This window comes from Natronomonas sp. EA1, assembly GCF_051195035.1.
Taxonomy (GTDB): domain Archaea; phylum Halobacteriota; class Halobacteria; order Halobacteriales; family Haloarculaceae; genus JBNTJV01.
Map to the genome: position 1 here is coordinate 622,840 of NZ_JBNTJV010000001.1, position 26,823 is coordinate 649,662.

Sequence of the window (26,823 nt, forward strand, 5' to 3'; positions counted from 1 at the left end):
CGCGTGAGGTAGGGCGAGCCATGGAACTCGAAACGATGCGCCCGAACCCGGTGTTCGACGCGGACTCCTACGACGATGCAGTGCAGGCGTTCGCCGCGGTCGCCGACGAGATCGAGGTGAAGGTGTGGGGTGGCGACTGGTGTAAGGACTGCCGCAGCCAGCTCCCGGACTTCGCCGCGGGGCTCGACGCCGCGGGCGTCCCCGCCGAACGGATCCACCACTACCCGGTCGAGAAGAACGACGACGGCTCGAAGTCCGGGCCGAAGGTCGAGGAGTACGGCATCGAACTCATCCCGACCGTCGTCGTCGAGCGCGACGGCGAGGAGGTCGCCCGGTTCGTCGAGGACGAACCCGAGCCGATACTGGTCTATCTCGCGGAGCGGCTCTAACTCACAGGCGTTCTCGGGCCCATTCTAACGCCTCGTCGAGCGACCCGGTCGGCGGCGAGCAGGTGAAGTTCCGGCAGGCGTAGACCGTCGGCCCGTCGCGCGCCTCGCGGCCGGCCCAGATGGGTGGGGCCGCCGTCAGGTTCAGGGTGTCGAGCCACGGCTCCAGTTCCTCCGCCGTCGGGGGGCGCACCGACAGGGTGTACGGGTCGAGGAACGTGCTCGCCACCTGCTCGCGCCACGCGTCCGGAAGCGAGTCGGCCGCGACCGTCAACTCCAGCTCCCCGTGCGTGTGCGCGTCGGTCGCGAGCGCGAGCGAGGCGTGGCCCGCGGGGTTCGTTTCGACCTTCGTCGCGTGGCTGGCAAGGGTCGCTTCCGCGGCCTCGTCGAACCCCGCGTCGGGGGCGAACGCGGCGAGCGAGTCGAGGAGTCCCGCGGCGACGCCGGTGCTCGCGGGCGTGGAGGAGTCCCCGAGCTCCTGTGGACGGGCGATGAGCGACTCTCCCGCCGCAGGGGTGAAGTACAGCGTTCCGGCATCGGGGTCGTAGAACTCCCGGACGAGCGCCCGTGCCAGGTCGAGGGCGAACGCGAGATGCGCCACCTCGCCTGTGGCCTGATACAGGTCGAACGCGCCGCGCGCGAGGAAGGCGTAGTCCTCGAGGTAGCCGTCGCCTTTCACCTCGCCGTTGGCGTAGCGCCTCGACAGGGAGTGGCCGTCCCACAGGTGTTCGCGTACGAACTCGAGCGCGGCCGCGGCCGTCTCCGCGAGCACGGGCTCGGAGAGCGCCCCCTCCGCGAACGCGGAGATCATCAGCCCGTTCCACGAGGCGAGCACCTTCTCGTCGCGCGGGGGGCGGACGCGCTCCTCGCGAGCCGCGTCGAGTTCCTCGCGCGCGCTGGCGAGCCGGGCCTCGATGTCGGCCTCGCTGGTGTCGAACTCCGCCGCGAGCTCCTCGATGGATTTCGCAATCGTCAGCACAGTGTCGCCCTCGAAGTTCCCGGCCTCGGTGATGCCGTAGCGGGCGCAGACGAGCTCGGCGTCCTCGTCGAGCGCCTGCGCGACCGAGTCGGGCGTCCAGACGTAGAACGCCCCCTCCTCGCCGCCGCTCTGGGCGTCGAGCGTGGAGAAGAACCCGCCGTCCTCGTGGGTGAGTTCCCGCTCCACGAACGCCAGCGTCTCCATCGCCACCTCGTGGTAGCGCTCCTTCCCGGTCAGTCGGTAGCCCGCGAGAAACGCCCTCGTGAGTTCGGCCTGGTCGTAGAGCATCTTCTCGAAGTGGGGGACGACCCACTCGCGGTCGACGCAGTACCGGTGGAACCCCCCGCCGACGTGGTCGTAGAGCCCGCCGTTCGCCATCGCATCGAGGGTCTCGGTCAGGACCTCTCGGTACGCGTCTCGCCTCTCGCGGTCGAACGCACGGGCGAGAATGTGGAGTTTGCCGGGCTGGGGGAACTTCTGGCCCTGGCCGAAGCCACCGTACTGGCGGTCGGCGGTGCGGAGCGCAGCGTTCGCGGCATCGGTGAGGGTCGTCTCGGCGGGCTCCGTGGCCTCGGAGACGGACTCCAGCTCGTCGCGGGCCGCCCGCGCCCACTGTTCCGCACGGTCCTCGATCTCCGCTCTATCGTCGGGGGTCGCCCACGACTCCGCGATGCGTTCACAGAGACTGCGGAAGCCGGGCATCCCGCGTTTCTCCTCCTTCGGGAAGTACGTGCCCACGAAGAACGGCTTTCCGTCGGGCGTGAGCCACACGGAGAGCGGCCACCCCGCCTGTCCGCGGACGAGCTGGCAGATGGTGATGTACACGGAATCGAGGTCCGGGCGCTCCTCTCTGTCCACTTTGATTGGGACGAAGTGCTCGTTCAGCACCTCGGCCACCTCCGAGTCTTCGAACGACTCCTCGGCCATGACGTGACACCAGTGACACGCCGAGTAGCCGATGGAGAGGAAGATGGGCACGTCGCGCTCTCTGGCCTCTTCGAGCGCGTCGTCGTCCCACGGCTGCCACGCGACGGGGTTGTCCGCGTGCTGGCGGAGATACGGTGACTCCTCCGCGTCGAGACGGTTTTCCATACCCCACCTACGGGCGTCCGGTCCCTAAGTGTCGGGCTTCGCGGGGGAGCGAGGGCGAACATTGGTAACACCTCGCGTTCTGGGTGAGCTATGTCCGAGCGACTCGATACCTACCACTTCTACGAACGGGACTGGGAGAGCTACGACGACCTCTACGACTCCTTCGAGTGGGAGGTCCCCGAACGGTTCAACATGGCCCACTACGTCTGTGACCGCTGGGCAGACGACGAAGGGCGCGTGGCGCTGTACGCGGAGGACGATAGCGGGGCGAGAACCGAGTACACCTACGCGGAGCTCCAGCGAATCGCGAATCGACTGGCGAACTACCTCCGTTCGCAGGGTGTCGAACGCGGCGACCGGGTGGGAATCAACGTCCCGCAGCGCCCCGAAACCGTGTTCGCACACGTCGCCTGCTGGAAGCTCGGGGCGATGTCGGTCCCACTGAGCACGCTGTTCGGCCCCGACGCGGTGGGCTACCGGCTGGACGACGCGGGGGCCGTCGCCGCCATCGTCCACGAGTCCAACATCGACAACGTCCGGGAGGCCCGCGAGTCCCTCGACGACCTCGACACCGTGCTCACGGTGGGTGCGGCCTCCAGAGAGGGTGACGAGGCCGACTTCTGGGACGCCATCGACGACGAGAGCGAGGAGTTCGACACCGTCGACACCGACGCCGAGGAGGACGCCATCCTCATCTACACCTCCGGGACGACGGGGGACCCGAAGGGCGTCCGCCACGCCCACCGGATGCTGCTCGGCCATCTCCCGCTGTTCCTCACCGCGTTCTGTAACCTCTCGCTCGAAGAGCCGGACGTGTTCTGGACGCCCGCGGAGTGGGCGTGGATCGCCTCGCTGTTCGACGTGGTCGTCCCGGGGCTCTACTACGGCAAGCCCGTGGTCGCGTACGACGGCGGGCCGTTCGACCCCGAGCTCGCCTTCGACCTCATCGAGCGTTACGGGGTGACGAACTTCTTCGCCCCGCCCACCGCACTCCGGATGATGATGCAGGTCGAGGACACCTCACAGTACCGACTCGACTCCATCCGCGTCGTCGCCAGCGGGGGTGAGTCGCTCGGGCAGACAATCGTCGACTGGGCAGACGAGGTGTTCCAGGGTGCGGCCGTCCACGAGGGGTACGGCCAGACGGAGGCGAACATGCTCGTCGGGGACTGCACCGCGCTCCTGGAGTTCCGGGAGGGGAAGATCGGAAGGCCCGGACCGGGTCACGAGATCGCCATCGTCGACCCCGAGACCGCAGAACCGACGGTGCCACAGGGAGAGGTCGGCGAAATCGCGCTGCGCTACGAGGGGAACCCCGTCTGTTTCGTCGAGTACTGGAACAAACCCGAGAAGACGCGCGAGAAGGTCCGGAACGGCTGGCTCTGCACGGAGGACTTAGGCTGGCTCGACGAGGACGGCTATCTCGTCTTCGAGGGGCGCAAGGACGACGTCATCATCTCCGCGGGCTACCGCATCGGCCCCGTGGAGATCGAGGAGACGCTGGCGGGCCACGACGCCGTCGCGGACGCGGCGGTCATCGGCGTTCCCGACGCCGAGCGCGGCGAGGTCCCGAAGGCGTTCGTCGTGCTCACCGCGGGGTGGGAGCCCACGGAGGGGACCCGCGACGCGCTCCGCCAGCACGTCCGTGACCGGCTGGCGAAGTACGAGTACCCACGAGAGATCGAGTTCCGCGAGGCGCTTCCGAAGACGGCGACCGGGAAGCTCAGGCGGGCGTCGCTGGAAGAAGCCGAAGAGAACTGAGCGGCGCTACCGCCGGGCGACGATTCTGGCGGGGGCGCCGTCCCCCTCCCGGACGGCCATCGGGAAGGCGAACACCTCGACGCGTTCCCCCGCGAGCGAGTCGGGAATCGCGAGGTTCTCCGCGATGAGCACTCCCTCCGAGAGGAGCCGCCGATGGACGGGGTAGGCGTCCCAGTCGTCGGGGCGCAGGGCGCGCGGGCGGTCGGGGCTGCGGGTGTCGACGGCGAGCATCCGCACCCCCGCATCGAGCAGCCAGTCGGCCGCGTCCGCAGAGAGTCACGGGTACTCGTGGTACGACGCCGTTCCGTAGCGGTCGCCCCAGCCGGTTCGCAGAAGGAGGATGTCGCGGTCCTCGACGGTCCCGGATGCGGCCTCGAGGGTAGCCGGCGTGAGTTCGCGGGGCTCACCGCACGCCACGTCGAGAACGATGCCTTCACCGGTGAACCGGTCGAGCGGGAGGTCGTCGATGGTCGGGCCGTCGGCGAGGAAGTGCCGGGGGGCATCGACGTGCGTCCCCGTGTGGGTGGAACAGCCGAGCCAGCTCAGCCCCACGCCGTCGTCAGGGACCGTCGACAGCCGGTCGAGTTCCGGTGGGGGGCCGGAGCCGTGGACGGCGTCCGCGTCGAACGGCTGGGTGAGGTCGACCCACATCAGCCCGCCTTCTGGACGACGAGCAGGAGCGATCCGAGGGTGAGCAGGAACACCGCGAGCGTGATGGAGACGCCGGCGATTGCGGTCCCCTGGAGCGACCCGCGCGCGTAGCTCAGGCCGATGCCGACCGCGAGGCAGGTCACCCCACCGTTGACGATGAGGACGACGCCCTCGGCCGGTGGGAGGTGGTCGTGGTCCCGTATCGCGGCGTCGACCCCCGCGAGGACGAACGCGCCGACGAACCCGGCACTACCGACGGTGAACAGCCAGCCGAGCGCCGCGGTCGTGGACTGGCTCGGGGAAACGCCCCGTTGGACGGCATCGAGTCCCTCGTTCACGAGTGGGATGGCAGCCGCTTCCCCGGTGAACAGGAGTGCGATCCCGGCGGCGAGCAGCGCCGCGCCACCCACGGCGAGGGCGACAGCGGTCCGCTGGGGTGCGTTGGGCCCGACCCGTCCCCGGGTAGCCGCGACGACGGTCCCGACGGCGAGGATGAAGACCAGTCCGGCGACGGTACCGACGGGGGAGAACAACAGACGGAACAGCGAACCCGTGACCATATCCCGGTGAAGCGAGCGTCGGAGACAAAAAGACTCCCTCCCCGATCAGACACGTTCGTGTATACATCCGTCCCCCGGAAGAGCAACCTTTACACTCCTATGCCGTCCCTCTCCTCGCATGAGTGAAACCGTCTTGCTCGTCGGTGGTGGCGGCCGCGAACACGCCATCGCCCGCGCGCTCGCGGAGGACGTGACCCTGTACGCCTGCGCCGCGAACCGGAACCCCGGTATCGCCGGGCTGGCCACGGCGTTCAAACAGCTCGATGAGACCGACCCCGACGCTGTCGTCGCCTACGCCGAGGCCGTCGACGCCACGCTCGCCGTCGTCGGCCCGGAAGCCCCCCTCGCGGAGGGGGTCGCCGACGCACTCGACGAGGCCGGCATCTACGCCTTCGCCCCCCAGTCGACGGAGGCTCGCATCGAGACGGACAAGGGGTTCCAGCGGGAGTTCCTCGAGAAACACGAGATCCCCGGGAACCCGGCGTTCGAGGTGTTCTCGGACGACGAGGCCGCCTGCGCGTTCATCGACGAGTACGACGGCGACCTCGCCGTGAAGCCGGCCGGGCTGACGGGCGGGAAGGGCGTGAAGGTCATCGGCGACCAGTGTACCCCCGAGGAGGCGAAGGCGTACATCCGCGAGAACGACTACGAGCGTATCGTCCTCGAGGAACGCCTCGTCGGCGAGGAGTTCACCGTACAGGCGTTCGTCGCCAACGGTGAATACAGAGTAACGCCCGCGATTCAGGACCACAAGCGCGCCTACGAGGGCGACGAGGGCCCGAACACCGGCGGGATGGGCTCGTACTCCGACGCGACGTTCGAGCTCCCGTTCATGACCGAAGACGACTACACCGCCGCCGTCGAGATTCTGGACGCCGTCGTCGCGGCGCTCGACGGCTACAAGGGGATTCTCTACGGGCAGTTCATGCTCACGGCGGAGGGGCCGAAGATCGTGGAGTTCAACGCCCGCTTCGGTGACCCCGAGGCGATGAACACCCTTCCCGTCCTCGAGACGCCGTTCGTCGATGTCATCACGGCGGCCCGCGACGGCGAGCCGCTCCCCTCCCTGGAGTTCGCGGACGAGGCGACCGTCTGCAAGTACGCGGTCCCCGAGGGCTACCCCACCGACCCCAAATCGGGCGCGCTCGTCGCCATCGACGAGGAGAGCGCCGGGGACGCGCTGCTGTTCTACGCCTCCGTCGACGCCCGCGAGGACGGTATCTACACGACCACCTCCCGGTCGTTCGCCGTCGTCGGCGTCGCGGACACCATCACGGAGGCGGAAGCCATCGCGGAGGAAGCACTCGAGAAGGCCGGCGAGGAGGGGCTCCGCTCCCGCCACGACATCGGGAAGGCCGACCTGCTCAAACAGCGCGTCGACCACATGGCCGAGTTGCGCGGCGAGACGCGCGTCGAGTAGCTACCGCGTCACCGGAAATTCGAGTGCGTCGCTCGCGGTGTAGCGCCGCGGGTCGACGCCGTTCTGCGAGAGGTCGAGGTCGTAGCGCACGGTGACGACTCGCTCCTCCCAGTCACCGAAGGGGACGACGACGAGGTCGAGTCCGAACGAGCCGGTGCCCTGCGACCCCAGTTCGGGGATGTCGACGACCGTCGCGTCCGCCTCGCGGTTCCGGCCGAACGTCACCCGTGGCGTCGGATAGCCGGACAGGCGGGTCATGAACACCTCGGGGAGGGGCTTCCCCGGCTCGTTCAGTTGAATCTCGTACCGAACGGCATCGAGGTGTGTCCCTCCGCGGTGCCAGACGAACAGTTTCAGTGGGATGGCGTACTCGGGAGCCGGCACCCCGAATCGGAGCGCGGAAACCTCGAGTATCCGTTCCTCACCGCGGGTGTAGACGTGGTGCGTCTGGTCGTCCTCGCGTTCGGTGCGTGGGTCGCGGAGTCGAGATTCCGTAACGGCCGAACAGCCGGCGAGACCACCGAGGAGGGTCGTGCCGGCCAGCTGGAGGGCTGTGCGACGGCGCATACGCGATACCTGTCGCCTTCAGGACATACCTCTTCCGGCTGTCGCGCCGCTTTTCCCGTTCGCCCACGAAGGGGGGCCAGTGACAGACGACGCCTCCGCCGACCGCCCCGACGAGGAGCCGACCCCCGCGATAACCGAGATACGGGAGGACGACGGACCCACCTTCGACCTCTCCATCGACCGCTTCTACGATGTCCTCGAATCCCGCGAGCGGCCGGTCGTCACCGCCGGCGAGGTGGCCCGCGCGCTCGACTGCACCCACGCGCAGGCGGCCGAGGCCCTCCAGCGACTCCGCGACGAGGGCCGGCTCGACACCCTCGACGTTGAGCCCGACCCCGTCGTGTGGTTCCCCCGCGACTACAAGGACACCCAGTCGCGCGAGCGGGTCGTGGTGTTTCCCAAGCGCCGCCAGATCATCGTCGATCAACCCACGCAGTTCACCCGCGCCCAGCTCTCGCAGTTCGCGCACCTCGACGACACCAACCGCGAGGAGGGGTACATCTACGAGGTCAGACAGGAGGACGTCTGGCAGGCCCCTCACGATTCGCTCGACGGGCTCCTCCGGACGATGCGCCAGGCGCTCGGCCAGCGCGCCGAGGTCTTAGAGGAGTTCGTCACCGCCCAGTGGGAGCGCGCGCACAAGTTCAGACTCTACACGCACGACGACGGCTACGTCGTCCTCGAGGCGAACTCCGCCGATCTGCTGGGGAACGTCGCCGAACAGAAGCTCGAAGCGGGCCTCATCCGCGCGCGCATCTCCGATACGGAGGCGTGGGTCGCGGAGGGGAAGGCCGCCGAGATCAAACGCACCCTCTACGACGCGGGCTACCCCGTCCGCGACGAGCGCCACCTCGAGGAGGGTGACCCCCTCGACATCGACTGTCTGCTGGAGTTGCGCGACTACCAGCAGTCGTGGGTCAACCGGTTCGTCCAGCAGGGCTCCGGCGTGCTCGTCGGGCCGCCCGGCTCCGGGAAGACCGTGGCCGCGATGGGCATCATGGACGCGATGGACGGCGAGACGCTGATTCTGGTTCCCGGGAGAGAGCTGGCCGAGCAGTGGCGCGACACGCTCGTGTTGAACACGTCGCTCTCCCGGGAGCAGGTCGGGCTCTACCACGGCGGCGAGAAGCAGATTCGCCCCGTCACCGTCGCGACCTACCAGACCGCGGGGATGGATAGACATAGAACGCTGTTCGAGGAGCGCAAATGGGGGCTCATCATCTACGACGAGGTGCATCACGTGCCGGCACCGATTCACAGGCGCTCTGTCGACCTGCAGACCACCTCCCGCCTGGGATTGAGCGCTTCGCCAGTACGGGAAGACGACAAACAACGCGAGATATTCACCCTCATCGGTCCTCCGATAGGAACGGACTGGGGCGCGCTGTTCGACGCGGGCTACGTCGCGGAACCCGAGATCGAGATTCGGCTGATTCCCTGGGCCTCCGACATGCACGCCAACGAGTACGGCTCCAGCGCGGGTCACGAGAAGCGCCAGCTCGCGGCGGCCAACCCCGCGAAGGAGGAGGAGATCCGCGAGATCCTCAGAGACCACCCCGGCGAGAAGGCCCTCATCTTCGTCGAGTATCTGGAGCAGGGCGAACAGCTTGCCGGGGCGCTCAACGTTCCCTTCATCTCGGGGGAGATGCCCCATGCTCGCAGGAGAAAGCTGTTCGAGGAGTTCCGCCACGGCCCGCGGGACGTGCTGCTCGTCTCCCGCGTGGGGGACGAGGGTATCGACCTCCCCGAGGCGGAGCTGGCGATCGCCGCGTCGGGGCTGGGTGGCTCACGTCGGCAGGGGACCCAGCGGGCGGGCCGAACCATGCGCCCCGAGGGGCGTGCGCGGATGTACGTGCTCGCGACGCGCGGGAGCACGGAGGAGGACTTCGCCCGCCAGCGGATGCGCCACCTCGCGGGGAAGGGGATTCGGGTGACCGAGCGCGAGTCGGTGGCGTGGAATTAAGCCCGCGGCTCGCCTTCCTTCTCGCGTGAACGACGACGCCCCCTCCCGCTACGACCGCCTCTCCCGGCACCCGACGCCCGGCCCGCGAAACTCGCTGTGGTCGTGGCCCGACGAGAAATCCCTCCTCCAGTTGATCTACAACTACCTGTTCGTCACCGTCGCGCGGCTCGCGCCGTTCCTCCGGGTGAAGAACTGGGCGCTCCACCGGCTGGGTGTCACGGTCGGCGAGGGGGTCTCGTGGGGACTCGAAGCGACCCCGGACGTGTTCTGGCCCGAGCTGATCACCCTGGAGGACCACTGCATCGTGGGCTACGACGCCACCTTGCTGTGCCACGAGTTTCTCCAAGATGAGTACCGGCTGGGCGAGGTAGTCGTCGGCGAGCGCGCGATGATCGGTGCGGGCGCTATCGTCCTCCCCGGGGTCCACATCGGAACGAACGCGCAGGTGGCGGCGAACTCGCTCGTCACCGAGGACGTGCCGGAGGGGGAGACGGTCGCGGGTGTGCCCGCGGAACCGGTCGACCGCGACTAGTTCCGAATCCGGACGATGCCCGACCGGAACACCCGGCGGTTCGGGATGATGTACTCCTCGCCGTCGCTCTCGATGCGCGTGACGAAGGTGTCCACCTCCTGGACGATACCTCGATGCCCGTCGATCTCCACCTCGTCACCGATGGAGTAGGGCTCCGTGAGAAGCAGATAGATACCCGCCGTCGCGGAGCCGAGCAGGTCCCGGAACGCCAGCCCGCCGATGAAGAAGACACCGAAGGCGTACGCGGCGAGCAGGACGATGAGTGCGAGGACGGCGACGTTCAGCTGGGCGAGCGCGACGAGCGCGGCGATGTAGAAGATGCTGTACTTGACGAGCGTCGGCAACAGCGTCACCTCAGCGAGCTTCACCGACCGGAGGCGTTCGCTCGTCGCGAGGGCGGCCTTCTCCCCGACGAGCAGGCCCGTGACGACGACGATGGCGGCGATGAAGAGGTTCGGGAAGTAGTTCGTCAGCTGCGTGATGAAGATCTGTGTTGCGACGACGTCCAGTAGCTGGAGGGCGACCACGACGGCGAGCGCGACGACGAACAGGCCGACGAGCCGCGAGAGGATGCCGACCGTCGAGGTGCCGAGGTTCCGGGCCGAGCGCTCGAACGGGGTCCCCTCGACGGCCTCCGCGACACCGAACCGGTCGAGCCAGCGGGTCACCACCGAGGCGGCCCAGAGGCCGACGGCGAGCCCCAGAAGGAGGACGACGATGGCGAGAAGGAGGTTCAGCTCGTCGGTCAACAGCTCCTGGACCGTCCGAAGCGCGCCGTCGAGCTGAGCCATCAGTACTCCTCCGGGTCGAGTTCGAGGATGAGTTCACCGGCCTGGAAGGCGCGGACCAGCCCGTCGGACTCCGAGAGGACGATACACACGGCGTTGGTGTCACGGGTGATGGCCCCCGCGGCCATGTGGCGCGCGCCGAGTCCCTTCGGGATGTCCACGCCCTCCGCGGAGGGTTCGAGATACCGGTACGCGGAGACGATCTTGCCCGAGTCGGAGATGATGAAGGCACCGTCGAGCCGCGAGAACTCCTTCAGCATGACGTTCACGATGGGGTCGCCGACGTGGACGTGCGACTTCTCGAAGGGGTTGTACGAGAGCGGGCGGGACTTGTTCATCACCTTCCCCGCGTCGCCAACGACGAACAGCGCGCCGACGCGTTTCCCCTTCTGGCCCTTCTTCCCGAGTTCGATGGCGACCTCGAGCACGTCGCGGATGACGGACGCCTCGGCGCGGGAGTTGACGAACAGGTCGTAGACGCCCGACCGGGAGAACTCCGAGGCCTTCACCCGGGTGATGCTGTCGATGCTATCACCGAAGATCTTGGTGCCACAGGCGACGATGTCGCCGTCCTCGACGTAGCCGTTGTCGATGGCCCCCTCGATACCGAACCGGATGCGCTCTTTGATATCCGCGAACTCCAGCGGGAGTTCGACGTAGTTGTCCGCACCCACGGCGTTCTCGGGCGAGACGACGATGACGGGGAGGTCCGCCTCCGCGAACGTCTCGACGTACGAGGCGCTCGGGGAGAACAGACACACGGCGTCGACGTCGGCTACGATGCCCCCAAGCAGCTCACGGAGGTCGGTCATTATCCTATCATCTATTCCGACAGGAAAAAGGTTTGTGGGACGGCTTGCGGACGGCTTGCTACTGTCCGACACCCTGACAGAGTGTCACCATCCGTATCATTCCGGACGACTGGCGGATTGAAGGCCGCTCCCCACCTCTCCCCACCCATGCGCGACTACGCACCCGGCTTCCAGTCCACGGAGGAGGAGGTCGACACCCGGCTCCCGCTCGCCACCCCGGACTGGCTCCGCGGCACGCTCATCCGGAACGGCCCCGGCCAGTTCGAACCCGGCGGGAGACGGGTCGCCCACTGGTTCGACGGGCTCGCGATGCTCCGCGCGTTCACGGTCGGCGAGAACCTCCACTACCGCAACCGGGTTCTCGACACCACGGCGCGGGAGGCCGCCGAGCGAGGGGAGGCCGTGGGCGGGTTCGGCACGGACTCGGGGCGCTCGCTCCCCCGGCGCGCGCTCGACGCGCTCGCCCCACCGGAGGCGACCGACAACACGAACGTCCACGTCGCACGGCTCGGCGGGGAGTTCGCGGCACTGACGGAGACCCCCAAACTCACGCTGTTCGACCCCGAAACCCTGGAGACGACGGGCAGGACGAGCTATCTGGGGGAGCCGTCGGGCCAGCTCGTCACCGCACACCCCCACCACGACGCCGACCGCGGGGAGACCCTCAATCTCCACACCCACTTCGGCCGCAAGAACGAGTATCGGCTCTCGATCCAACCGGACGGCGTCTGGTCGCGGCGAACGCTCGCCCGGCTCCCCACCGAGAAGCCCGCCTACGTCCACTCCTTCGGGCTCACCCGCGAGCACGTCATCGTCACGGAGTTCCCGCTCGTCGTCACCCCGCTGAAGCTCCTGTTCCCGTCCTCGAAGTCCTTCATCGAGCGGTACGACTGGACCCCCAAGCGTGGCACCAGAATCCGGGTCGTCTCGCGGGAAACCGGCGAGGTCGTCGTCGACGCCGAGGCGCCCGCCACGTTCGCCTTCCACCACGTCAACGCCTTCCAAGAAGGTGGGGAACTCGTGTTCGATCTCGTCGCGTTCGACGACGCGTCCGCCATCGGGGCGCTCTACCTCGACGAGCTCACCGCCGACGACTTCGCGTTCGCCGGCGGGCGGCTCGACCGCTACCGGCTCGCGCTCGACACGGCCGAGATCTCGGTGGAGACGGCCTACGAAGGAGGTATCGCCCTCCCGCGCCACTCCCCGAAGGTCCACATGGACCCCTACCGGTACGTCTACGGCCAGGGCACCGCGGGCCAGCCGGTCACCGACTTCCCCCACGAACTGCTGAAGGTGGACGTGACTTCGGGAGACGTCGAGCGCTTCCGCGAGGAGCACTGGTACTTCTCGGAACCCGTCTTCGTCCCCCATCCCGAGGGAGTCGCGGAGGACGACGGCGTCCTCCTCGCCGTGGCGCTCGATACGGTCGCGGAGACCTCGCGGTTCGTCGTCGTGGACGCCCAGTCGATGCGTCTGGTCGATTCGGTCGCCCTCCCCCACGTCCTCCCGTTCGACTTTCATGGCGCCTTCTTCAGGGACGTGCCGCCAGCGTGAGGCCGACGGTAGAAAACAGAACTCACGTGCTCACGCCGGGACGTCCGTCCGTTCGACGACGGTGTACCCCTCGGCTTCGAGCGCCTCCCGGACGCGTTCGTCCAACCGTTCGACCACCGTCTCGTCGAACCCCCCGAACGGCCTGTCCTCCCTCCAGAGGTACAACTCCCCCGCCTCCGGCTCGGCGAACCGGTACCGGCGGCCGTACTTCCGGCCGTTGTCACCGTAGGCGACGACGGAGACGTACGGCTGCTCCGCGTGCCGCGTGCCCGCGTCCCCCTCCTCGGGGTCGTAGTCATCCCACCGACCGACCTGATAGACGCTGACCCACTCGAAGTCGGTGAGGTTCGTCGAGTACCGGCCGATCGCCAGCCCCTTTTCGACCGTCTCGCGGTCCCACGTAACCGTGTCGCCGGTTTCGATGTCCCGACCGACCACGCGCTCGGGGGTGATCTCGACGACCTCCCACGTGTCCAGCGTCGGGGAGCGCACGCCGAGCTGCTCGCGGTGGAACACGTCACCCTCCTGCAGGTACTCACCCGCTCGCAGGTGGATGTACGCGGGACTCCCCATCCGGAGCTCGATGTAGATCTCCGCGGGGTCGGTCCCGAAACGGGCGTCGAACCCCTTGAATCGCTTCGTGGTCGCGGTCGTCGTCCGATTCTCGTCTGCAGTCAGGTCGCTGTCGTACATCTTCATGGGAGACACCCCTTAGAGGTTGCACAGAGAGGCGGTAGTCAGGTGCGGTACGTCCAAGAAGGCTCAGAAGAAGGCTCGTCCGGGCCTGCGAGGGCAGCCTTCGACGGTCAGCCCTCCTCAGCCCTCCTCAGCCCTCGACCTCGATCCGCGTGCCCTTCGGCGGGGCGTCCGCGGGAATCGGTAGCGTCACCTCGAGGACGCCGTTGCGGTACGAGGCGGTTATCTCACTCTCCTCTATGTCCTTCGGCAGCCGGAAGGACCGGTGATACGTCTTCTTGCGGTCGTGAGCGTCGTCGACGTGTTCGGCGGCGACGTTAAGCTGGCCGTCGTCCCACGTGACGCTGATCTCCTCCCGCTCGAACCCGGGCATATCGACGGTGAGTACGAAGGCGTCGTCCTCCTCGTAGAGTTCGACGCCCTCGAACGCGCGTTCGAACAGCCCGGTCGGGAACAGCCGGGACGGCAGGTCGAGCCCCTGCGTCCAACTGCTCGGAGTCATCACTGGAAGCATTCTCTTTCACCTCCCTATCCAGCCGAACAGTACGTCGTAATCCAATATCACGTTTTCGCGCGAGCCACCCGACGGCCAGCGCGGGGGGCTCAGCGCGCGACAGGATTTCACGTCGCTCGGACAGAATATGCGTGGGACAGGATTTGAACCGCTGGCGCTCACTGCGTTCGCGCCATGCTTCAAATCCTGACCGGACGATTCTCACGACTCTCCCCTGCGGTCGAGCCGGAGAATGCGTGGGACAGGATTTGAACCTGCGGACCTCTATAGGACAGCGTCCTAAGCGCTGCGCCGTTTCCAGGCTTGGCTACCCACGCGCACCCGCATATACTCGAAACCGCATTAAGAGATTGTCGTTACAGAATCTCGGCGTCGCTCCGGTCGGCGATGGAGGCGGCCAACCCCTCCGCGTCGAACGACAGGTCCTCCACGATTTCGATCTCGTCACCGACCCCGAACTCCCCGGGAGTCACCACGTCCGCGCAGATGCCCCCGCGGTCGCCCGCGAGCGCCTTCGCGACCCCGTCCTCGCCAGCAACCTCCTCGACGTGGACGCAGGGCGGTCGGGGCCGAGTCCCCTCGAAGACGGCCTCGCCGACCCTGAAACGGGTTTCCAGCAGGTCCGTCACGTCCACCCCCCGGGTCACGACGTTCCGGCGGTGGCGGCCATCGGTGAGGTCGATGCCGGCATCGCGGATGTCGTCGATGATCTCGGCCTCGATGAACGTGACCGCACACACGTCGAACGGGGAGTAGTAGCCCTTCCCGGTGGCGTAGCGGTCGCCGGCGAGCCCGCCCTCGATGGCCTCGATTCGCTCGACGGAGACCATGGGCTCGCTGTCCGCATCGGCGTACCAGATGCCCTCGACACGACCGGACATGTGACAAGTACTGACACGAGCGGCGATAAACGTTGCCAGGCGGGCCGACGAGGGCGTTAAGTCCCCGCGTTCGCAAGGGAAGGTATGTACCGGGCGAGCGACGAGGTGGCGAACGAGGCGTGGCTGGCCGCGCTCGACGAGGCGGCCGACCGGCTCGACCTTCCCGCGCCCGTGCGCTCGCGTGCGGCCGATCTGTTCCTCTCGACGGTGCCGGAGGGGGACCGCTCGAAGAAGCCCGCGCTCGCCGCGGCGCTCTACGTCGCGACCCTGACGGAGGGGGACCGGCGGTCGCAGGGCGACGTGGCCGACGCGGTGGGGGTGTCGCGACTCTCCGTCCAACAGCGCTGGAAGGACCTGATGCGCGAGGCGGGGCTGGAGCCGCCGAGCTGGTAGCGAATCAGACGAGGTTGCCGTGCTCGTCGATCTCACCGTTGACGATGCGCGTCGAGGAGATGATGTCGCCGTCTTCGGCGACGACGTGTGGAACGACCTCGATTTCGAGGGGGTCGAGCCCCTTCTCCGCGCGGACCTCGTTGACGATCTCTGCCCCCTTCTGCGTCTCCGGGGAGACGATGAGCACGTCGAACCCGGGCTCCGTGGCGATGCCCGTGGGCTCTTCGAGTTTCCTGACCTCGTAGGAGCGGTCGTACTCCGTGGCGAACGACTCGAGTTCGGCTTCGAGCGTCGCTTTCCGCTCCGGGAAGGGCCGGACCGGGCGGGCTTCGCTTCTGGTCTCGGGCGCGAACTCGTCGCTCGTCAGGCCGACGGTCACGTCACCGAGTTCGAAGGCACGCTCGAACAGCGCCCGGTGGCCGTCGTGAATCGGATCGAACGTCCCGCCCAGCACGACCTGCATACCACCGGAATCGGTGTCCCCCGGTAAAGTGGTGTCGCTAGTCGTCGCGGTCGTCCTGCCGGGTATCGTCCTCGCTCACGTTGATGGTGACGGGACTGCTGTTCGGCGTCTCCCCCCCGAGCAGGCTATCGAGGTTGAACACCGTGTTCAGCTCCTCCTGGACCTCTTCGACGATGCTGCCGACGAGCTCGGCCGGCGGCATCGCGTCGTACTCGTAGGGGTTGTTGCCGGCTCCACCCGACTCGCGCTTGCCGCGGGTGACCTTCCCCTCCTCGTGGAGCGCGGCGAGCGCCTCACGGACGGTGGAGGGGTAGAGGCCGGTCCCGTCGGCGATCTCCTCGCTCGTGGCGTGGGGGTGCTCGCGGAGGTACACGTAGATGCGGGCACGGGTCTCCGTGTCCAGAATCCACGAGAGCAGGTCGACGAGCCTGGCGTCGAGCCCCTCTGCGGTCTCCTCGAGTCGTTCACGGACGTCCTCCTGGACGCCGTCATCGTTGGAATCGTCAGCAGACATGTGTCGTTCGTGTTGCGACACGAAGATTTTGCCACGTATAAAACCCACGGACGGGTCGGTTCTCTGCCGACAGAATGCCCCGGGCAGTGGTCGGCTCAGACCCGAAGCGCGAGGGCGTCACAGAGCGCCTCGATCCCCTCCGTCTCGAGGAGTCGTCGCTGCATCGCGGCGCCGCTCTCCGCGTCGTACAGTTCTTTGATACCGGAGACGCCGAGCCGTGAGGCCTCGCGGTCGACGACCTCGCCCAGCCCGATCTCACCGTCCATCTCCCGCGTCAGGAACGAGGCGTCGTGCCCGTGGCGCATGGCCCGCCACTTGTTCTCGTCGAGGGGTTCACGCCGGTGGGCGTACCCCTCCTCCCCGTCGTCGTACCGCGCGGCGAGGTCCTCGACGAGCGCGTAGGTGTACTCGACGAACGCTATGACGCGGTCGGGGTCGGCCTGTCCGTCCGGCGCGCGGATCTCGACGCTGCCGTGGCCGGAGTGGGGGCGCACGTCGTACCAGAGCTCGCCGCGGTCGTTGATGCTCCCGTTCTCGACCATCAGCCGCTCGAACGCGGCGAACGCCTCGAAATCCTCGAACGCCGTCGGCATCCCGGTGTTCGGCAGCGCCTCGAAGATCTTCGCCCGCGCAGACGAGAGCCCGGTGTCGTAGCCGTTCCAGAACGGGGAGTTCGCCGAGAGCGCGAGCATCACGGGGAGATACCAGCGGAGCTCGTTCGCGATCCAGACGGCCTTGTCCGCGTCGTCCACCCCGACGTGGACGTGGAGCCCCGCCGTCGTATTTCGATGCTGAGGGTACTGAATCCGGTCGAGCTGGGACCGGTAGCGGGGTTTCTGGGCGTGTTCCAGTTCGCGCCACTTCGCCGCGGGGTGGAGCCCGGCCGCCGCGATGCCGTAGCCGTGCTCGCCCGCGTAGTCGAGGAGTGCCCGCCGGACCGCGAGGAGGTGCTCCTCGGCGTCGCCGGGGGATTCGATGAGCGGCGTCTGCGTCTCGATGACGCATTTAAACAGTTCGTGGTCCAGCCGACCGTCCAGCAGCTCGGGGGGGTCCGCCTCGTAGACGAGCGTGTCGCTACCCGAGACGGGCCTCCCCGCGGAATCGACGACGAAGAACTCCTCCTCGATTCCCAGCGTACCCATCCGGTCGAAGGCGTCGGCGGACCCCAGTTCCATCGGCCAACCATCCGACGGCATCGGCTAAAGGCGTTCTGTTACCTGCGAGTCACCGCTTCTCGGCGACCACGGCGAGATGGTCGTCGTGGAACGGCTCCAGTCGCGCCGTCTCCAGCACGTCGTACTCCGCCGCCAGTCCGTCGAGCACGCCCTCGAACACCTCACCCGGGTCGGCGACGACGTTCTCCGAGCGGGCCTTCACGGCGAGCAGGAGTCTCCCCCCGGCGTCGAGGAACCGCGCGTTCGCACACGCCACCCGCGCCTGCCCGCGGGTCGCCACGTCCTGCACGATGACGTCCACGGGCTCCACGACGTGCGCGTACGTCTCCGGTTTGCGCGCGTCCTTCAACAGCGGAAAGAGGTTCTCGCGGGCTTCGGCCACCGCGATGAGGTCACGGACGGGGCGTGCGGCGAACTCCACGGCGTAGGTGGGCCCCGCGAAGTCCGCGACGTGCGAGACGGTCGTCCCCGAGGCTGCCCCCAGATAGAGCACCGTCTCCCCGCCGTCGAGTCCCGTCTCCATCCCCTTCTCCAGCATCGCGCCGAGCTTCGAGCGCCGGGCGTCCCACGCGCGCCAGCCGTCGTGGGTGGGCTCGCCGTAGACCGGCGGCCCCTGCGTGGCGAGCCGGTCCCGGCCGTCGAACGCCCGTCTGGTGACGCCGTCGATGGTCATGCGTCACCCCGCGAGCGAATGCGCTCCATGCGCTCGTCCAGCTCGCGTTCCAGCGCCGGCTTCAGCTCGCCCGAGTAGTGGTCGACCCGGGCCGCGATGGCGAGTTTCCCCGCGAGCGCGCGGGCCGCGCTCCCGCGCTCGTCCGGGTGCGTCCCGCGCACGTACTCGTGCGTGAAGATGATGCCGTGTTTCGGAGACGGGGCGCGGCCCCGGAGGTGGGCGAACAGCGCGTCCTCCGCGCCGAGCACCTGCACCGTCCCGGAGGGTTTCTTCGCCAGCGCGTCCAGCCCACCCGCGATGGCGATGAGCCGCGTGGCGAGCACCGGCCCCGCCAGCCGCGAGAGATTGGGTGCCACCTCGGGCGCCGTGCGCTCGATGTACGAGCGAAGGGCCGTCGCCTCCTCGTCCAGTTCCACCACCCGCTCCGCGAGCGCGACGACGCGCTCCTCGTTCGGGTCTGCGGGGTCGCGCGCCGCGACCGCGCGGGCGCCGTCGACACCCGCACCGACCTCGTCGAACAGGCTCCCGGCCCACTCCGCGACCCGTTCGGCGAGTTCGTTCGCCGTGCGGTCGCAGTCGTCCATCGCGCGGATCGCGTGCATCAGCTGTCTGTCGCCGGCACGCTCCCGTTCGACGACGCCCGCGCGGGCCGCAGCGATGCTCGCCTCGCGCAGGAGCGAGTAGTACGCCTCCTCGCTGTCGGCGAAGCCGGCCTCGACCGCGCGGGCCGGCCAGTCCTCCGGGGAGTCCGCCGACCCCTCGCGGATGCGGCCCGCCGCCGTCTCGGTGTCGCCGGGGTCGACGCCGACGAACCATCCGTTGTCGCTCATACCCCGAGTCCGACGCGACGGGTGAAAGGCCCCTCGGTTAGCGACATGCCACCGTGCGGCCGTTACCGAGGTCCGCTAAGGCAGGAGTGCGCTGGTAGCCGCCTTCCGTCCGAACGATTCGCTCATCGGTGACGAGATACGCCACGGGCTTTTCGGCCCCGTCCCAGTGGACCTCGATCGGCGTCCCGGTGTCCGCGTCGTCGTTCTCGTACCCCCCGTTCGTGTAGGAGGAGAGCCGGACCACCGAGACGTTCCCGTGGCGGGTGACCCGCACGTCTGAGACGTACACCTCGATGTAGGTCGTCCGGGCGTCCACCTTCTCCGCGTGGAGGTACGCCCGCTCGAACGACTCGACGTACGACGCCGTCGCGTTCCGGGACCACGTCTCGGGCGGCGACGGGTAGGCGTACGATGCCACCTCGTCGTTCCCGGCCGGGGTCGGCGTCACCGCCGTACACTCACCCGTCGGCGTCTCGAACGTCACCGGCAGGGGCGTCGGAGACGCCGAGCCGTTCCCGCCAGGGTCGGTCGTCCCCGGGCCGGCCGGGCCGGCCGGGCCACCGAGACAGCCGACGGCGAGACACAGGAGGGCGATTGCGAGGATGTGGAGGGCGCGCATACGACGTGCTCCTTCGCCGATAGGTAAAAACGTTCAGATGAGTGAAACGACTCTTGGTGTCTCCTCAGCCCATCGCCTCGAACGGCTCCTTGCAGTCGTGACAGAAGTGCATCGACCGGCACAGCGAGGGACCCTTCGGGTGTTCGCGCTCGGTGTTCGTCCCGTCGCAGTACGGACAGGCCATTTTCTTCGTCGGCGAGGTGTCCGCGGAGGGGTCGAGCCGTCTCATATCGCCACCCCGAACTCCCGGAGCTTTTTCCTCCCCGTCTCGGTGACGAGCTCGACGTTCCACGGCGGGTTCCAGACGAGTTCGATCTCCGCCGAGTCGACGCCGTCGGCGGACTCGGCCGCACTCCTGATGTCGCCTTTGAGCATCTCACGCGCGGGACAGCCGGTGTAGGTGAGCGTCATCGTGACGATCGCCGTCGACTCCTCGACGCGCACGCCGTAGATGAGCCCCAGGTCCACGACCGAGACGGGCATCTCGGGGTCCTCCACCTCGTAGAGGGCGTCCCAGACGCGGCGCTCCACGCCCGAGGAGCCCTCGCCCGTGTTGGGGAGGTCCTCGGGGGCCACGCCGGGGGTGTAGTCGGTGTACGAACAGTAGTTCGGGGCGTCGAACTCCTCGATCTCCTCGATCTCCTCGAGTTTCTCGGTTTCGTTAGACATCGTCGGGGTCCCTCATCAGGCGTCTCGCCTCGGAGCGGTCGAGCAGCTCGTAGGTGTAGGTGAACTCGTTGTAGAGTTTTCTCCACGAATTGGTGTGGGAGCCGTCGCGTCCCCGAACGGCGGGGAGGTCGACCGACTGGGCGTCGGGCACGTCGAGGTCCAGCGACTCGAAGAACGGCGTCACGACGGCGAGCCAGTCCTCCTGCAGTTGGGGCAGGGTGACGGGTCGGATGCCCAACTCGACGATGGCGTCCTCCTCCTCGGTGGGGGCAAAGAGGGTGAGCGCGTGGGGGAACAGCCGGTCGAGGGCGTCCTGCACTCGCGTCTTCCCGTCCTCGCTCTCGCAGAGCCGTTCGAGCCAGTTCTGTGCGTGCTCGCGGTGGTAGGCCTCTTCCCCCTGCACCTTCGCCACGCGGTCACGGATGCGGGGGTACGAGGAGTCCGCGAGCGCCTCCAGGAGGAGATGCTCGTAGGAGTCGTAGAGGAACGTCCGGCAGACGGCGTCCGCCCAGTCCCCGCGCGCGAAGGGCTGTTCGACGAGCGTGGAGTGACGGAATTCGTCGGGGGAACGCTCCCAGATGAGGTCGGGTTCCTCGTAGCCGAAGTCCATCAGCAGGTCGTACCAGAGCCGCGCGTGGCCGTACTCGTCCTGCGCGATGTTGGCGATGGCGATATCGGCCTCGAGGGTGGGGCCCCGCACCTGCCACTCCGTGTAGCGCTCGGCGACGACGAACTCGTCGTCCGCGAGCGTTTCGAGGAACGCCTCCACCGCGGCGCGCTCCTCGGCGGAGAGCTCCTGGGGACCGGCGAGCGCGCTCATTCCTGTGCCTCCGCGCGACCGCGTTCGGCCTCCTCCTGTTCGCGCTGGGAGTCTTCGATCTCTTGAGCGAACGTCTCGTCGGTGTTGTAGTTCGTCGCCCAGCGGTACTCCTTCTGGGTCGTGCCGCCCATCTCGACGCCGATGTCGTCGGCGGAGACCTCGTGGATCTCCTCTTTCGGGACGACCCACAGCGAGTGGGCGGGCTTCCGCCGTGCGTGCATGATCTGCGCGTACATCATCGCCATCTCCGCGTCAGGGGCGTGGACGTTCCCCACGTGGACGTGGTAGTCCTTCGAGCGCTCCTGGCGGAACACCTCCCAGATCATCAGTCCGCCCCCGCCGCGCTCGTGGGCGCGGCCGGCCCCTCGATGGCGTCACGGACCCATTCCACCGCTTCCTGCGTCCGGTGGCGCTTGTTGATCTGCCCGACCCCCGTCGGATACTCGTTTTTCGCGATCTGGAAGAACTCGTCCCAGTCGAGCTCCTCCTCCTCCACCTCGTAGAGGTCCGTCTCCTCGTTGTAGGAGATGGTCGGCGTGTCCGGGATCTCGAGGCCGTACTTCTCCGCCTTCGGGAGGTAGACGTTGAGGAAGGCGGTGCGGAGCTCGTCGTTACCCATCGTCTTCAGCCCCGTCTTGAGGCCGAAATCCCCGTGGGTCGACCGGTCGTTCGTCGGCCCGAAGAACTGGAGGATGCGCGGCCACCACTTCTCGAACGCCTTCTGCAACTCGAGCTGGTCGCGGCGGGTGCCCGTCGCGAGTTCACGGAGGATGTCCTCACCGTGTTTGATGTGGAACCCCTCCTCGAAACAGATCTTGTCGATGGCGTGGGCGTACGGCTCCCACGAGGTTCTTTTAAGGGTAGCTTGCCGGCGCATCGCCGCACCGTCGACGAAGAACATGATCATCGGCAGCTCGTACCAGCTGTCGATGGGGTAGTGGAAGCAGTTGAGGAACTTCCCCTCTCCATTCGCCAATTCGTCCAGCATCTGCTCGCGCGTCTTGATGCCGAGGTTCTCGGCCGCGCGATACAGCAGCTGGCCGTGGCCGATCTCGTCCTGCACCTGCGCGGAGACGGCGAGCTTGCGGTCCAAGGAGGGGGACTGCCGGATGTACGGGCGCTCGATGTACGCGCCCATGATCTCGGAGTTCGCGTGGAACTGGATCATCCGCGTTGCCGCTTTGCGGTACTCCTCGGGCATGTCGTCGTTCGGCCCGAACGCTCGCGGGCCCGCGCGTTCGAATACCTCCTCAAGATTCATGATAGACTCTACGTGGGGCGTTCACATCCCGATTCACCCGCACATGGCGTGGCTTTATATGCAAATCGTGCGTAGTTCCCGCATGATTTCGGAGTGCCTCGTCGTCGAGTTCCGGGTCACTGGCGACGACTGCCCCCTCGCCGAGGCCTCCCGTGCGACCGGCGCGGCCATCGACGCACTCCCGCCGCTGCTCAGAGGTGATGGCTACACCCTCCATCAGGTCTCTACGCAGGATTCGGACGTGGGGGCGGTGCTCGACGCCGACGAGCGCATCCGGTATCTCCACGGCTCCCAGTCGGACGGGCGATACACCTACCGCTTCCTCTCGAAAGGGCGGTGCGTCGTCCACGACCTCATCGACGAGGGCTTTCTCGTCGAGTCGATGCGTGTCGCGGGCGGGACGGAACACCACGTCGGCGCGGTCGTCGGCCACGACGTACTGGAGGGGGTGTTGCAGGCCGCGGGCGACGCGGTGGGTGTCGGCATCCAGCGCATCTCCCCGCTCGGCGACGACGCGGAGTCGACCGTCGCCTCGCGGTGGGACCTCACCCCCGCACAGGAGGCCGCCGTCCGGGCCGCGTTCGAGGCGGGCTACTTCGACGTGCCGAAACGGTGTACCGCGAGCGAAGTCGCCGCCGAGTTGGGCATCTCGAAGAGCGCCTTCCTCGAACGCCTCAGACGGGCCCAGTCCTCACTCTTCGGACAGATACTGGTCTGATGCACCCTGCGGCGTTCCACTCGCCGAGCGTGCAGCTTTTTTATACACAGCGCGAACGGCGGGGTGATGAGTTCTGGGGCGGTTATCTGTCTCGATTCGGTCGCCGCGCGGGCGGTCGCTGCTGTGTTCGCTCCCGAGTGGGTTCGTGAGGTCTCGAGTGTCGACGCGGTCGACGCGGAGACGGTGGGCTGCGTGCTCCTCACCCCGCGCGACGGCTGGGAGCGCGACGTCCGGACGCTCCGTGCCCGCGCGCCCGACCTCCCGGTCATCCTCACCGGCAGCGCGGACCCGAAGGCGGGTGCTATCGCCTCTCGGCTGGGCGTGGAGTACGCCCCCGAGGAGGCCTTCGACGACGGTGCGGAGACGCTCGGAGACCGCGTGGTCGCCGCACTCGACCGGTCGAGCTACGAACTCGAACGGGAGCGCCGGGAAGAACAGCTACCGGCGGCGTGTGACCGCTACGAGGAGGTACTCGAACGCGTCGAGGACGGGTTCTTCGCCGTGAACGACGACTGGGAGTTCACCTACCTCAACGAGGGGGGCTACGAGGTCATCCAGGCGGCCGCAGCGGCCCACGTCGACTTCGAGGAACTCCCCGGCCAGAACCTCTGGACGGTCGTCCCGGACGCCATCGGCACCGCGTTCGAGGAGCACTACCGGGGGGCGATGGCGACGCAGCAACCGACCTCGTTCGAGGCCTACTACGACCCGCTCGACACGTGGTTCGGGGTGACCGCGTACCCCTCCAGTGACGGCCTCTCCGTATTCTTCAACGACATCACGGAGCGGAAACAGCGGGAGACCGCGCTCAACGAACTCCTCTCGACGACCCAGGAGCTGATGAACGCCGACGACCGCGAAGCGATCGCCGACATCGTCTGCGCGGCCGCGGCGGACGTACTCGGACTCTCACTCAACGCCGTCCGGCTCTACGATGCCGACCGCGACCGCCTCGTCTCGGCAGCGGTGAGTGCCGGCGCGAGAGAACAGATCGAGGAACTCCCCACGTACGCCCCCGGGGAGGGGCTCTCTGGGATGGCGTTCGCACGTGGTGAGGCACTCGATAGCGAAGCCGCGGAGCGGACGATACCCGACAGCTACGGCGAGATCGTCTCGGCGTTCGTCATCCCCCTCGGGAACTACGGAACCCTCTCCGTCGGGACGACCGACCCCGGTGGTATCGACGAGGACCAGCGGACGCTCGCGCGCATCCTCGCGGCCAACGCGGAGGCGGCGCTCGACCGCGCGGAGCGCATCGAACGGCTCCAGCAGTACCGCGCCATCCACGAGAACGTCCGCGAGATGGTGTACGTGCTCGACGACCGGGGCTCCCTTCAGGTCGCGACGGACGCCCTCCTCGACCGACTCGGCTACGACCGAGCGGCTGTCGAGGGGACGCACGTCTCGGCGTTCCTGACCTCGGATGCGCTGGCAACTGGCGAGCGACACCTCGCCGCGCTCCGGGCGAGCGACGAGGAGAGCCGGACCATCGACACGACGCTGACGACTGCCGACGGGGAGACGTTCCCCGTCGAGGTGGAACTCTCGACGCTTCCCGACGGCGGCAGCGTGGGTGTCGTCCGCGACCAGTCGGAGCTGAAACGGGAGCGGTCCCGGTTCTCCAGTCTGTTCGCCCGGACGCCGGACGCCATCGTGGATATCATCGTGACCTCGAACGGCCCCTACGTCCAGCGCGTCAACGCCGCGTTCACCGAGACGTTCGGTATCGACAACGACGACGCCGTGGGCGAGCCGCTCAACGACCTCATCGTTCCGGAGCGGGACGTGGCGGGGGCGCGGAAACTCGATACGGACGCCGAGCAGGCGCTCACCGAACCGGTGGAGGTGACTCGACAGACGCCGAGCGGCCCGCGGACGTTCCTCTTCCGGGCCGTCCAGCACGGCTCGACGGAGCAGGGACCGCGGATGTTCGGCATCTACACCGACATCACCGAACGGGAGGCCGACCAGCAGCGTATCGCCATGCTGAACCGCGTGCTCCGGCACAACCTCCGGAATACGAACACGGTCGTCGAAGGGTACCTGAAGATGGTCCTGGAGGCCGTCGACGGGAAGACCGAGACGTTCGCACGGCGGGCGCTCGACGGGGTCGAACGCACCAACCGCATCGTGGAGAAGGTCCGAACGATAGAGCGGGCACTCGACCGAGCGGACGACGGCGACCGGCGGGTCGACCTCGCCGGACTCGTCGCCGATGCGAGCGAGGCCGCCCGCGAGCGGAACCCGGACGTGACCGTCGAGACGACGGTAGAGCCGGTCGACGTAGTCGGTGGCGATCTGCTGCGGACCGCGCTGGTCGAGCTCGCCGAGAACGCGGCCCTGCACGCGGGGGACGCCCCGCACGTCACGTTCGACGCGACGGTGTCCGGCGAGCGCGTCCGGCTCCGGATCGAGGACGACGGCGACGGGATTCCGGTCCGTGAGCGCAACGTCCTCACGGGGGCCCAGGACATCACACAGCTCCAGCACAGCCGCGGGCTCGGCCTCTGGCTGGCGAAATACGTCGTCGAGTCCGTCGGTGGCGAGCTCTCGTTCGCCGACGGGGGGCGGACCGTGGTGCTCGAGCTCCCGCGAGCGGCCGACTAGTCGGTGAGGAACGCCGTGACTGCGGTGTCGAACCGCCCGGCCGCGTGGACGACCGCGTCGTGCCCCCAGCCGTCGAGGCGTGTGTGGGTCGCATCCAGTCGGTCGGCCGTCGCGGCGAACGCCTCGTCGGTGAAGAAGGGGTCGCGCGTCCCCCCGACGACGAGGGTCGGGCACTCGGGACTCGCGGGCTCGTGGTCGAGACACGCCCGGGCGGAGACGCGGAAATCGCGGGGCGCGCGGGGTGCGGTGACGAGGTCGTAGCCACGGGCGACGAGCCGCCCCAGCGTCGACAGCGGGCCGCGGGTGACGGCTCTGACTCCCCGGTCGTAGATGGCGTGCCAGTCGCCGACGCTGGCCCAGTCGCGCCACTGGGCGATGGACCGTCTCCCGTGTCGCGAGAGCCGGTCTCCCGCGAGCGCGTAGGTGCAGGTGCGGACGCGGTCGTCGCGCGCGAGGTGACCGGCGATGAACCCGCCCATGGAGATGCCCACGAGGTCCACGGTCCCGAGCTCGTCGAGGACGGCGCGGTAGCCGTCGGCCATCGAGCGCGTGGTGGCGTCGGTGGGGAGCCCCGCCGGTCGCGAGACGTAGAAGACCCGTCGCGGAACACCCGCACTGGCGCAGGCTCGAGCGAGGCGTCGACAGAACGCGAGGGCGGCGGCGTCGAACCAGTGCTGTTCGCCGACGCGACACAGTGGGTCGTTCAGACCGGGAACGACGAGCAGCGGGTCGCCCGTCCCCCACGCGACCGCGGGATAGCCGGCGACCGTCGTCGAGAGTCGAGGCGGCTGCACGCCCCCCACTACGGACGCCGGGTAAAATAGCCAGTCGGTGGCGGAATCAGAGTTGACATAGGGGAGACCGGCTCTTCCGACCGGAGCAGACGGATCCGCTATGAAACTGGCTTTTCAGCAAACCGCAAGAG

At 68.1% G+C, this 26,823-nt stretch carries 31 protein-coding genes and 1 tRNA gene; 9 read left to right on the forward strand and 23 right to left on the reverse strand.

The genetic code is table 11. The annotated features are described in order from the left end of the window. Positions 1 to 20: 20 nt before the first annotated feature. A complete protein-coding gene (locus ACQUQR_RS03445; protein ID WP_435194744.1) occupies positions 21 to 389 on the forward strand; it encodes a thioredoxin in 369 nt (122 codons plus the stop codon). Position 390: 1 nt separating this feature from the next. Here the strand turns inward: ACQUQR_RS03445 and ACQUQR_RS03450 are convergent, their stop codons facing one another. After that, positions 391 to 2,457, reverse strand: a complete 2,067-nt coding sequence (locus tag ACQUQR_RS03450) for a thioredoxin domain-containing protein (protein WP_435194746.1) — start codon at positions 2,455 to 2,457, stop codon at positions 391 to 393. 90 nt (positions 2,458 to 2,547) lie between these two features. On the opposite strand from ACQUQR_RS03450, the gene ACQUQR_RS03455 reads away from it, so the two are divergent. Continuing rightward, positions 2,548 to 4,218, forward strand: coding sequence for an acyl-CoA synthetase (locus ACQUQR_RS03455; protein WP_435194747.1), 1,671 nt, complete (start codon positions 2,548 to 2,550; stop codon positions 4,216 to 4,218). A 6-nt stretch (positions 4,219 to 4,224) separates the two neighbouring features. On the opposite strand, the gene ACQUQR_RS03460 is transcribed toward ACQUQR_RS03455, so the two are convergent. Genes ACQUQR_RS03460 through ACQUQR_RS03470 form a run of 3 tightly spaced genes read right to left on the reverse strand, consistent with a single transcriptional unit; the run spans position 4,225 to position 5,429 of the window. Further along, on the reverse strand, positions 4,225 to 4,449 hold the full coding sequence (locus ACQUQR_RS03460; RefSeq protein ID WP_435194748.1) for a hypothetical protein: 225 nt from the start codon (positions 4,447 to 4,449) through the stop codon (positions 4,225 to 4,227). 45 nt (positions 4,450 to 4,494) lie between these two features. After that, positions 4,495 to 4,869 carry a cyclase family protein gene (locus ACQUQR_RS03465; protein ID WP_435194749.1) on the reverse strand — a complete coding sequence of 125 codons (375 nt, stop codon included), beginning with the start codon at positions 4,867 to 4,869 and terminating at the stop codon, positions 4,495 to 4,497. Further along, positions 4,869 to 5,429 (reverse strand): hypothetical protein, encoded by a 561-nt coding sequence (locus tag ACQUQR_RS03470; protein WP_435194750.1) that lies wholly within the window; start codon positions 5,427 to 5,429, stop codon positions 4,869 to 4,871. Before ACQUQR_RS03470 ends, ACQUQR_RS03465 begins: the two co-directional genes overlap by 1 nt. Before the next feature lie 118 nt (positions 5,430 to 5,547). Between ACQUQR_RS03470 and purD the strand changes: the two genes are divergently transcribed. After that, positions 5,548 to 6,849 (forward strand): phosphoribosylamine--glycine ligase, encoded by a 1,302-nt coding sequence (purD, locus tag ACQUQR_RS03475; protein WP_435194752.1) that lies wholly within the window; start codon positions 5,548 to 5,550, stop codon positions 6,847 to 6,849. On the opposite strand, the gene ACQUQR_RS03480 is transcribed toward purD, so the two are convergent. Continuing rightward, on the reverse strand, positions 6,850 to 7,416 hold the full coding sequence (locus tag ACQUQR_RS03480; RefSeq protein WP_435194754.1) for a hypothetical protein: 567 nt from the start codon (positions 7,414 to 7,416) through the stop codon (positions 6,850 to 6,852). A gap of 79 nt (positions 7,417 to 7,495) precedes the next feature. Between ACQUQR_RS03480 and ACQUQR_RS03485 the strand changes: the two genes are divergently transcribed. Both ACQUQR_RS03485 and ACQUQR_RS03490 read left to right on the forward strand, forming a co-directional pair. Further along, the gene (locus ACQUQR_RS03485; RefSeq protein ID WP_435194756.1) at positions 7,496 to 9,379 is read left to right on the forward strand and encodes a DEAD/DEAH box helicase; all 1,884 of its coding nucleotides are present in this window, start codon (positions 7,496 to 7,498) and stop codon (positions 9,377 to 9,379) included. Between the two features lie 25 nt (positions 9,380 to 9,404). Beyond that, on the forward strand, positions 9,405 to 9,911 hold the full coding sequence (locus ACQUQR_RS03490; RefSeq protein ID WP_435194757.1) for an acyltransferase: 507 nt from the start codon (positions 9,405 to 9,407) through the stop codon (positions 9,909 to 9,911). Here ACQUQR_RS03490 and ACQUQR_RS03495 read toward each other — a convergent pair. Continuing rightward, a complete protein-coding gene (locus ACQUQR_RS03495; RefSeq protein ID WP_435194758.1) occupies positions 9,908 to 10,702 on the reverse strand; it encodes a mechanosensitive ion channel domain-containing protein in 795 nt (264 codons plus the stop codon). The genes ACQUQR_RS03490 and ACQUQR_RS03495 overlap by 4 nt on opposite strands. Further along, entirely contained in the window at positions 10,702 to 11,511 is an 810-nt protein-coding gene (gene dacZ / locus ACQUQR_RS03500; RefSeq protein ID WP_435194759.1) for a diadenylate cyclase DacZ, read from the reverse strand. Before dacZ ends, ACQUQR_RS03495 begins: the two co-directional genes overlap by 1 nt. A 147-nt stretch (positions 11,512 to 11,658) precedes the next feature. Here dacZ and ACQUQR_RS03505 point away from each other — a divergent pair, with 147 nt between their 5' ends. Continuing rightward, positions 11,659 to 13,065: a carotenoid oxygenase family protein gene (locus ACQUQR_RS03505; protein WP_435194761.1), complete on the forward strand. Its 1,407-nt coding sequence runs from the start codon at positions 11,659 to 11,661 to the stop codon at positions 13,063 to 13,065. Positions 13,066 to 13,095: 30 nt separating this feature from the next. Here the strand turns inward: ACQUQR_RS03505 and ACQUQR_RS03510 are convergent, their stop codons facing one another. From ACQUQR_RS03510 to ACQUQR_RS03525, 4 genes are all read right to left on the reverse strand, one after another. Continuing rightward, positions 13,096 to 13,764 (reverse strand): hypothetical protein, encoded by a 669-nt coding sequence (locus ACQUQR_RS03510; RefSeq protein ID WP_435194763.1) that lies wholly within the window; start codon positions 13,762 to 13,764, stop codon positions 13,096 to 13,098. Positions 13,765 to 13,891: 127 nt separating this feature from the next. After that, on the reverse strand, positions 13,892 to 14,263 hold the full coding sequence (locus tag ACQUQR_RS03515; RefSeq protein ID WP_435194764.1) for an Hsp20/alpha crystallin family protein: 372 nt from the start codon (positions 14,261 to 14,263) through the stop codon (positions 13,892 to 13,894). Positions 14,264 to 14,508: 245 nt separating this feature from the next. Continuing rightward, positions 14,509 to 14,592, reverse strand: a tRNA-Leu gene (locus ACQUQR_RS03520). Between the two features lie 39 nt (positions 14,593 to 14,631). Next, positions 14,632 to 15,156, reverse strand: a complete 525-nt coding sequence (locus tag ACQUQR_RS03525) for an MOSC domain-containing protein (RefSeq protein ID WP_435194766.1) — start codon at positions 15,154 to 15,156, stop codon at positions 14,632 to 14,634. 84 nt (positions 15,157 to 15,240) lie between these two features. On the opposite strand from ACQUQR_RS03525, the gene ACQUQR_RS03530 reads away from it, so the two are divergent. After that, positions 15,241 to 15,549 carry a transcription initiation factor IIB family protein gene (locus ACQUQR_RS03530; protein ID WP_435194768.1) on the forward strand — a complete coding sequence of 103 codons (309 nt, stop codon included), beginning with the start codon at positions 15,241 to 15,243 and terminating at the stop codon, positions 15,547 to 15,549. 4 nt (positions 15,550 to 15,553) lie between these two features. Here ACQUQR_RS03530 and ACQUQR_RS03535 read toward each other — a convergent pair whose 3' ends face one another. The 11 genes from ACQUQR_RS03535 to ACQUQR_RS03585 all read right to left on the reverse strand — a co-directional run bounded on the left by ACQUQR_RS03535 (position 15,554) and on the right by ACQUQR_RS03585 (position 22,573). Then, positions 15,554 to 16,012, reverse strand: a complete 459-nt coding sequence (locus ACQUQR_RS03535) for a phosphopantetheine adenylyltransferase (RefSeq protein WP_435194770.1) — start codon at positions 16,010 to 16,012, stop codon at positions 15,554 to 15,556. A 37-nt stretch (positions 16,013 to 16,049) separates the two neighbouring features. Further along, on the reverse strand, positions 16,050 to 16,526 hold the full coding sequence (locus ACQUQR_RS03540) for a winged helix-turn-helix transcriptional regulator (RefSeq protein ID WP_435194771.1): 477 nt from the start codon (positions 16,524 to 16,526) through the stop codon (positions 16,050 to 16,052). A 95-nt stretch (positions 16,527 to 16,621) separates the two neighbouring features. Next, positions 16,622 to 17,701, reverse strand: coding sequence for a glutamate--cysteine ligase (locus tag ACQUQR_RS03545; protein WP_435194773.1), 1,080 nt, complete (start codon positions 17,699 to 17,701; stop codon positions 16,622 to 16,624). 49 nt (positions 17,702 to 17,750) lie between these two features. Then, a complete protein-coding gene (locus ACQUQR_RS03550) occupies positions 17,751 to 18,374 on the reverse strand; it encodes a fibrillarin-like rRNA/tRNA 2'-O-methyltransferase (RefSeq protein ID WP_435194774.1) in 624 nt (207 codons plus the stop codon). Further along, positions 18,371 to 19,204, reverse strand: a complete 834-nt coding sequence (locus ACQUQR_RS03555; RefSeq protein WP_435194776.1) for an NOP5/NOP56 family protein — start codon at positions 19,202 to 19,204, stop codon at positions 18,371 to 18,373. Before ACQUQR_RS03555 ends, ACQUQR_RS03550 begins: the two co-directional genes overlap by 4 nt. Before the next feature lie 37 nt (positions 19,205 to 19,241). Next, positions 19,242 to 19,823, reverse strand: coding sequence for a hypothetical protein (locus ACQUQR_RS03560; RefSeq protein WP_435194777.1), 582 nt, complete (start codon positions 19,821 to 19,823; stop codon positions 19,242 to 19,244). Between the two features lie 64 nt (positions 19,824 to 19,887). Continuing rightward, the gene (gene paaE, locus ACQUQR_RS03565) at positions 19,888 to 20,052 is read right to left on the reverse strand and encodes a 1,2-phenylacetyl-CoA epoxidase subunit PaaE (protein WP_435194779.1); all 165 of its coding nucleotides are present in this window, start codon (positions 20,050 to 20,052) and stop codon (positions 19,888 to 19,890) included. Then, a complete protein-coding gene (gene paaD, locus ACQUQR_RS03570; protein ID WP_435194780.1) occupies positions 20,049 to 20,492 on the reverse strand; it encodes a 1,2-phenylacetyl-CoA epoxidase subunit PaaD in 444 nt (147 codons plus the stop codon). Before paaD ends, paaE begins: the two co-directional genes overlap by 4 nt. Next, entirely contained in the window at positions 20,485 to 21,312 is an 828-nt protein-coding gene (gene paaC / locus ACQUQR_RS03575) for a 1,2-phenylacetyl-CoA epoxidase subunit PaaC (protein ID WP_435194782.1), read from the reverse strand. Before paaC ends, paaD begins: the two co-directional genes overlap by 8 nt. Continuing rightward, complete coding sequence (gene paaB / locus ACQUQR_RS03580) at positions 21,309 to 21,638, reverse strand: 1,2-phenylacetyl-CoA epoxidase subunit PaaB (protein ID WP_435194784.1); 330 nt, start codon at positions 21,636 to 21,638, stop codon at positions 21,309 to 21,311. The genes paaC and paaB overlap by 4 nt, the downstream gene beginning before the upstream one ends. After that, positions 21,638 to 22,573, reverse strand: a complete 936-nt coding sequence (locus tag ACQUQR_RS03585; RefSeq protein WP_435194785.1) for a Phenylacetic acid catabolic protein — start codon at positions 22,571 to 22,573, stop codon at positions 21,638 to 21,640. The genes paaB and ACQUQR_RS03585 overlap by 1 nt, the downstream gene beginning before the upstream one ends. A gap of 82 nt (positions 22,574 to 22,655) precedes the next feature. Between ACQUQR_RS03585 and ACQUQR_RS03590 the strand changes: the two genes are divergently transcribed. Both ACQUQR_RS03590 and ACQUQR_RS03595 read left to right on the forward strand, forming a co-directional pair. Beyond that, positions 22,656 to 23,291 (forward strand): helix-turn-helix domain-containing protein, encoded by a 636-nt coding sequence (locus tag ACQUQR_RS03590; protein WP_435194786.1) that lies wholly within the window; start codon positions 22,656 to 22,658, stop codon positions 23,289 to 23,291. Between the two features lie 66 nt (positions 23,292 to 23,357). Beyond that, positions 23,358 to 25,898, forward strand: coding sequence for a PAS domain S-box protein (locus ACQUQR_RS03595; RefSeq protein ID WP_435194788.1), 2,541 nt, complete (start codon positions 23,358 to 23,360; stop codon positions 25,896 to 25,898). Here the strand turns inward: ACQUQR_RS03595 and ACQUQR_RS03600 are convergent. Next, positions 25,895 to 26,692, reverse strand: coding sequence for an alpha/beta fold hydrolase (locus tag ACQUQR_RS03600; RefSeq protein ID WP_435194790.1), 798 nt, complete (start codon positions 26,690 to 26,692; stop codon positions 25,895 to 25,897). The two genes, ACQUQR_RS03595 and ACQUQR_RS03600, sit on opposite strands and share 4 nt — an antisense overlap. Positions 26,693 to 26,823: the final 131 nt, after the last annotated feature.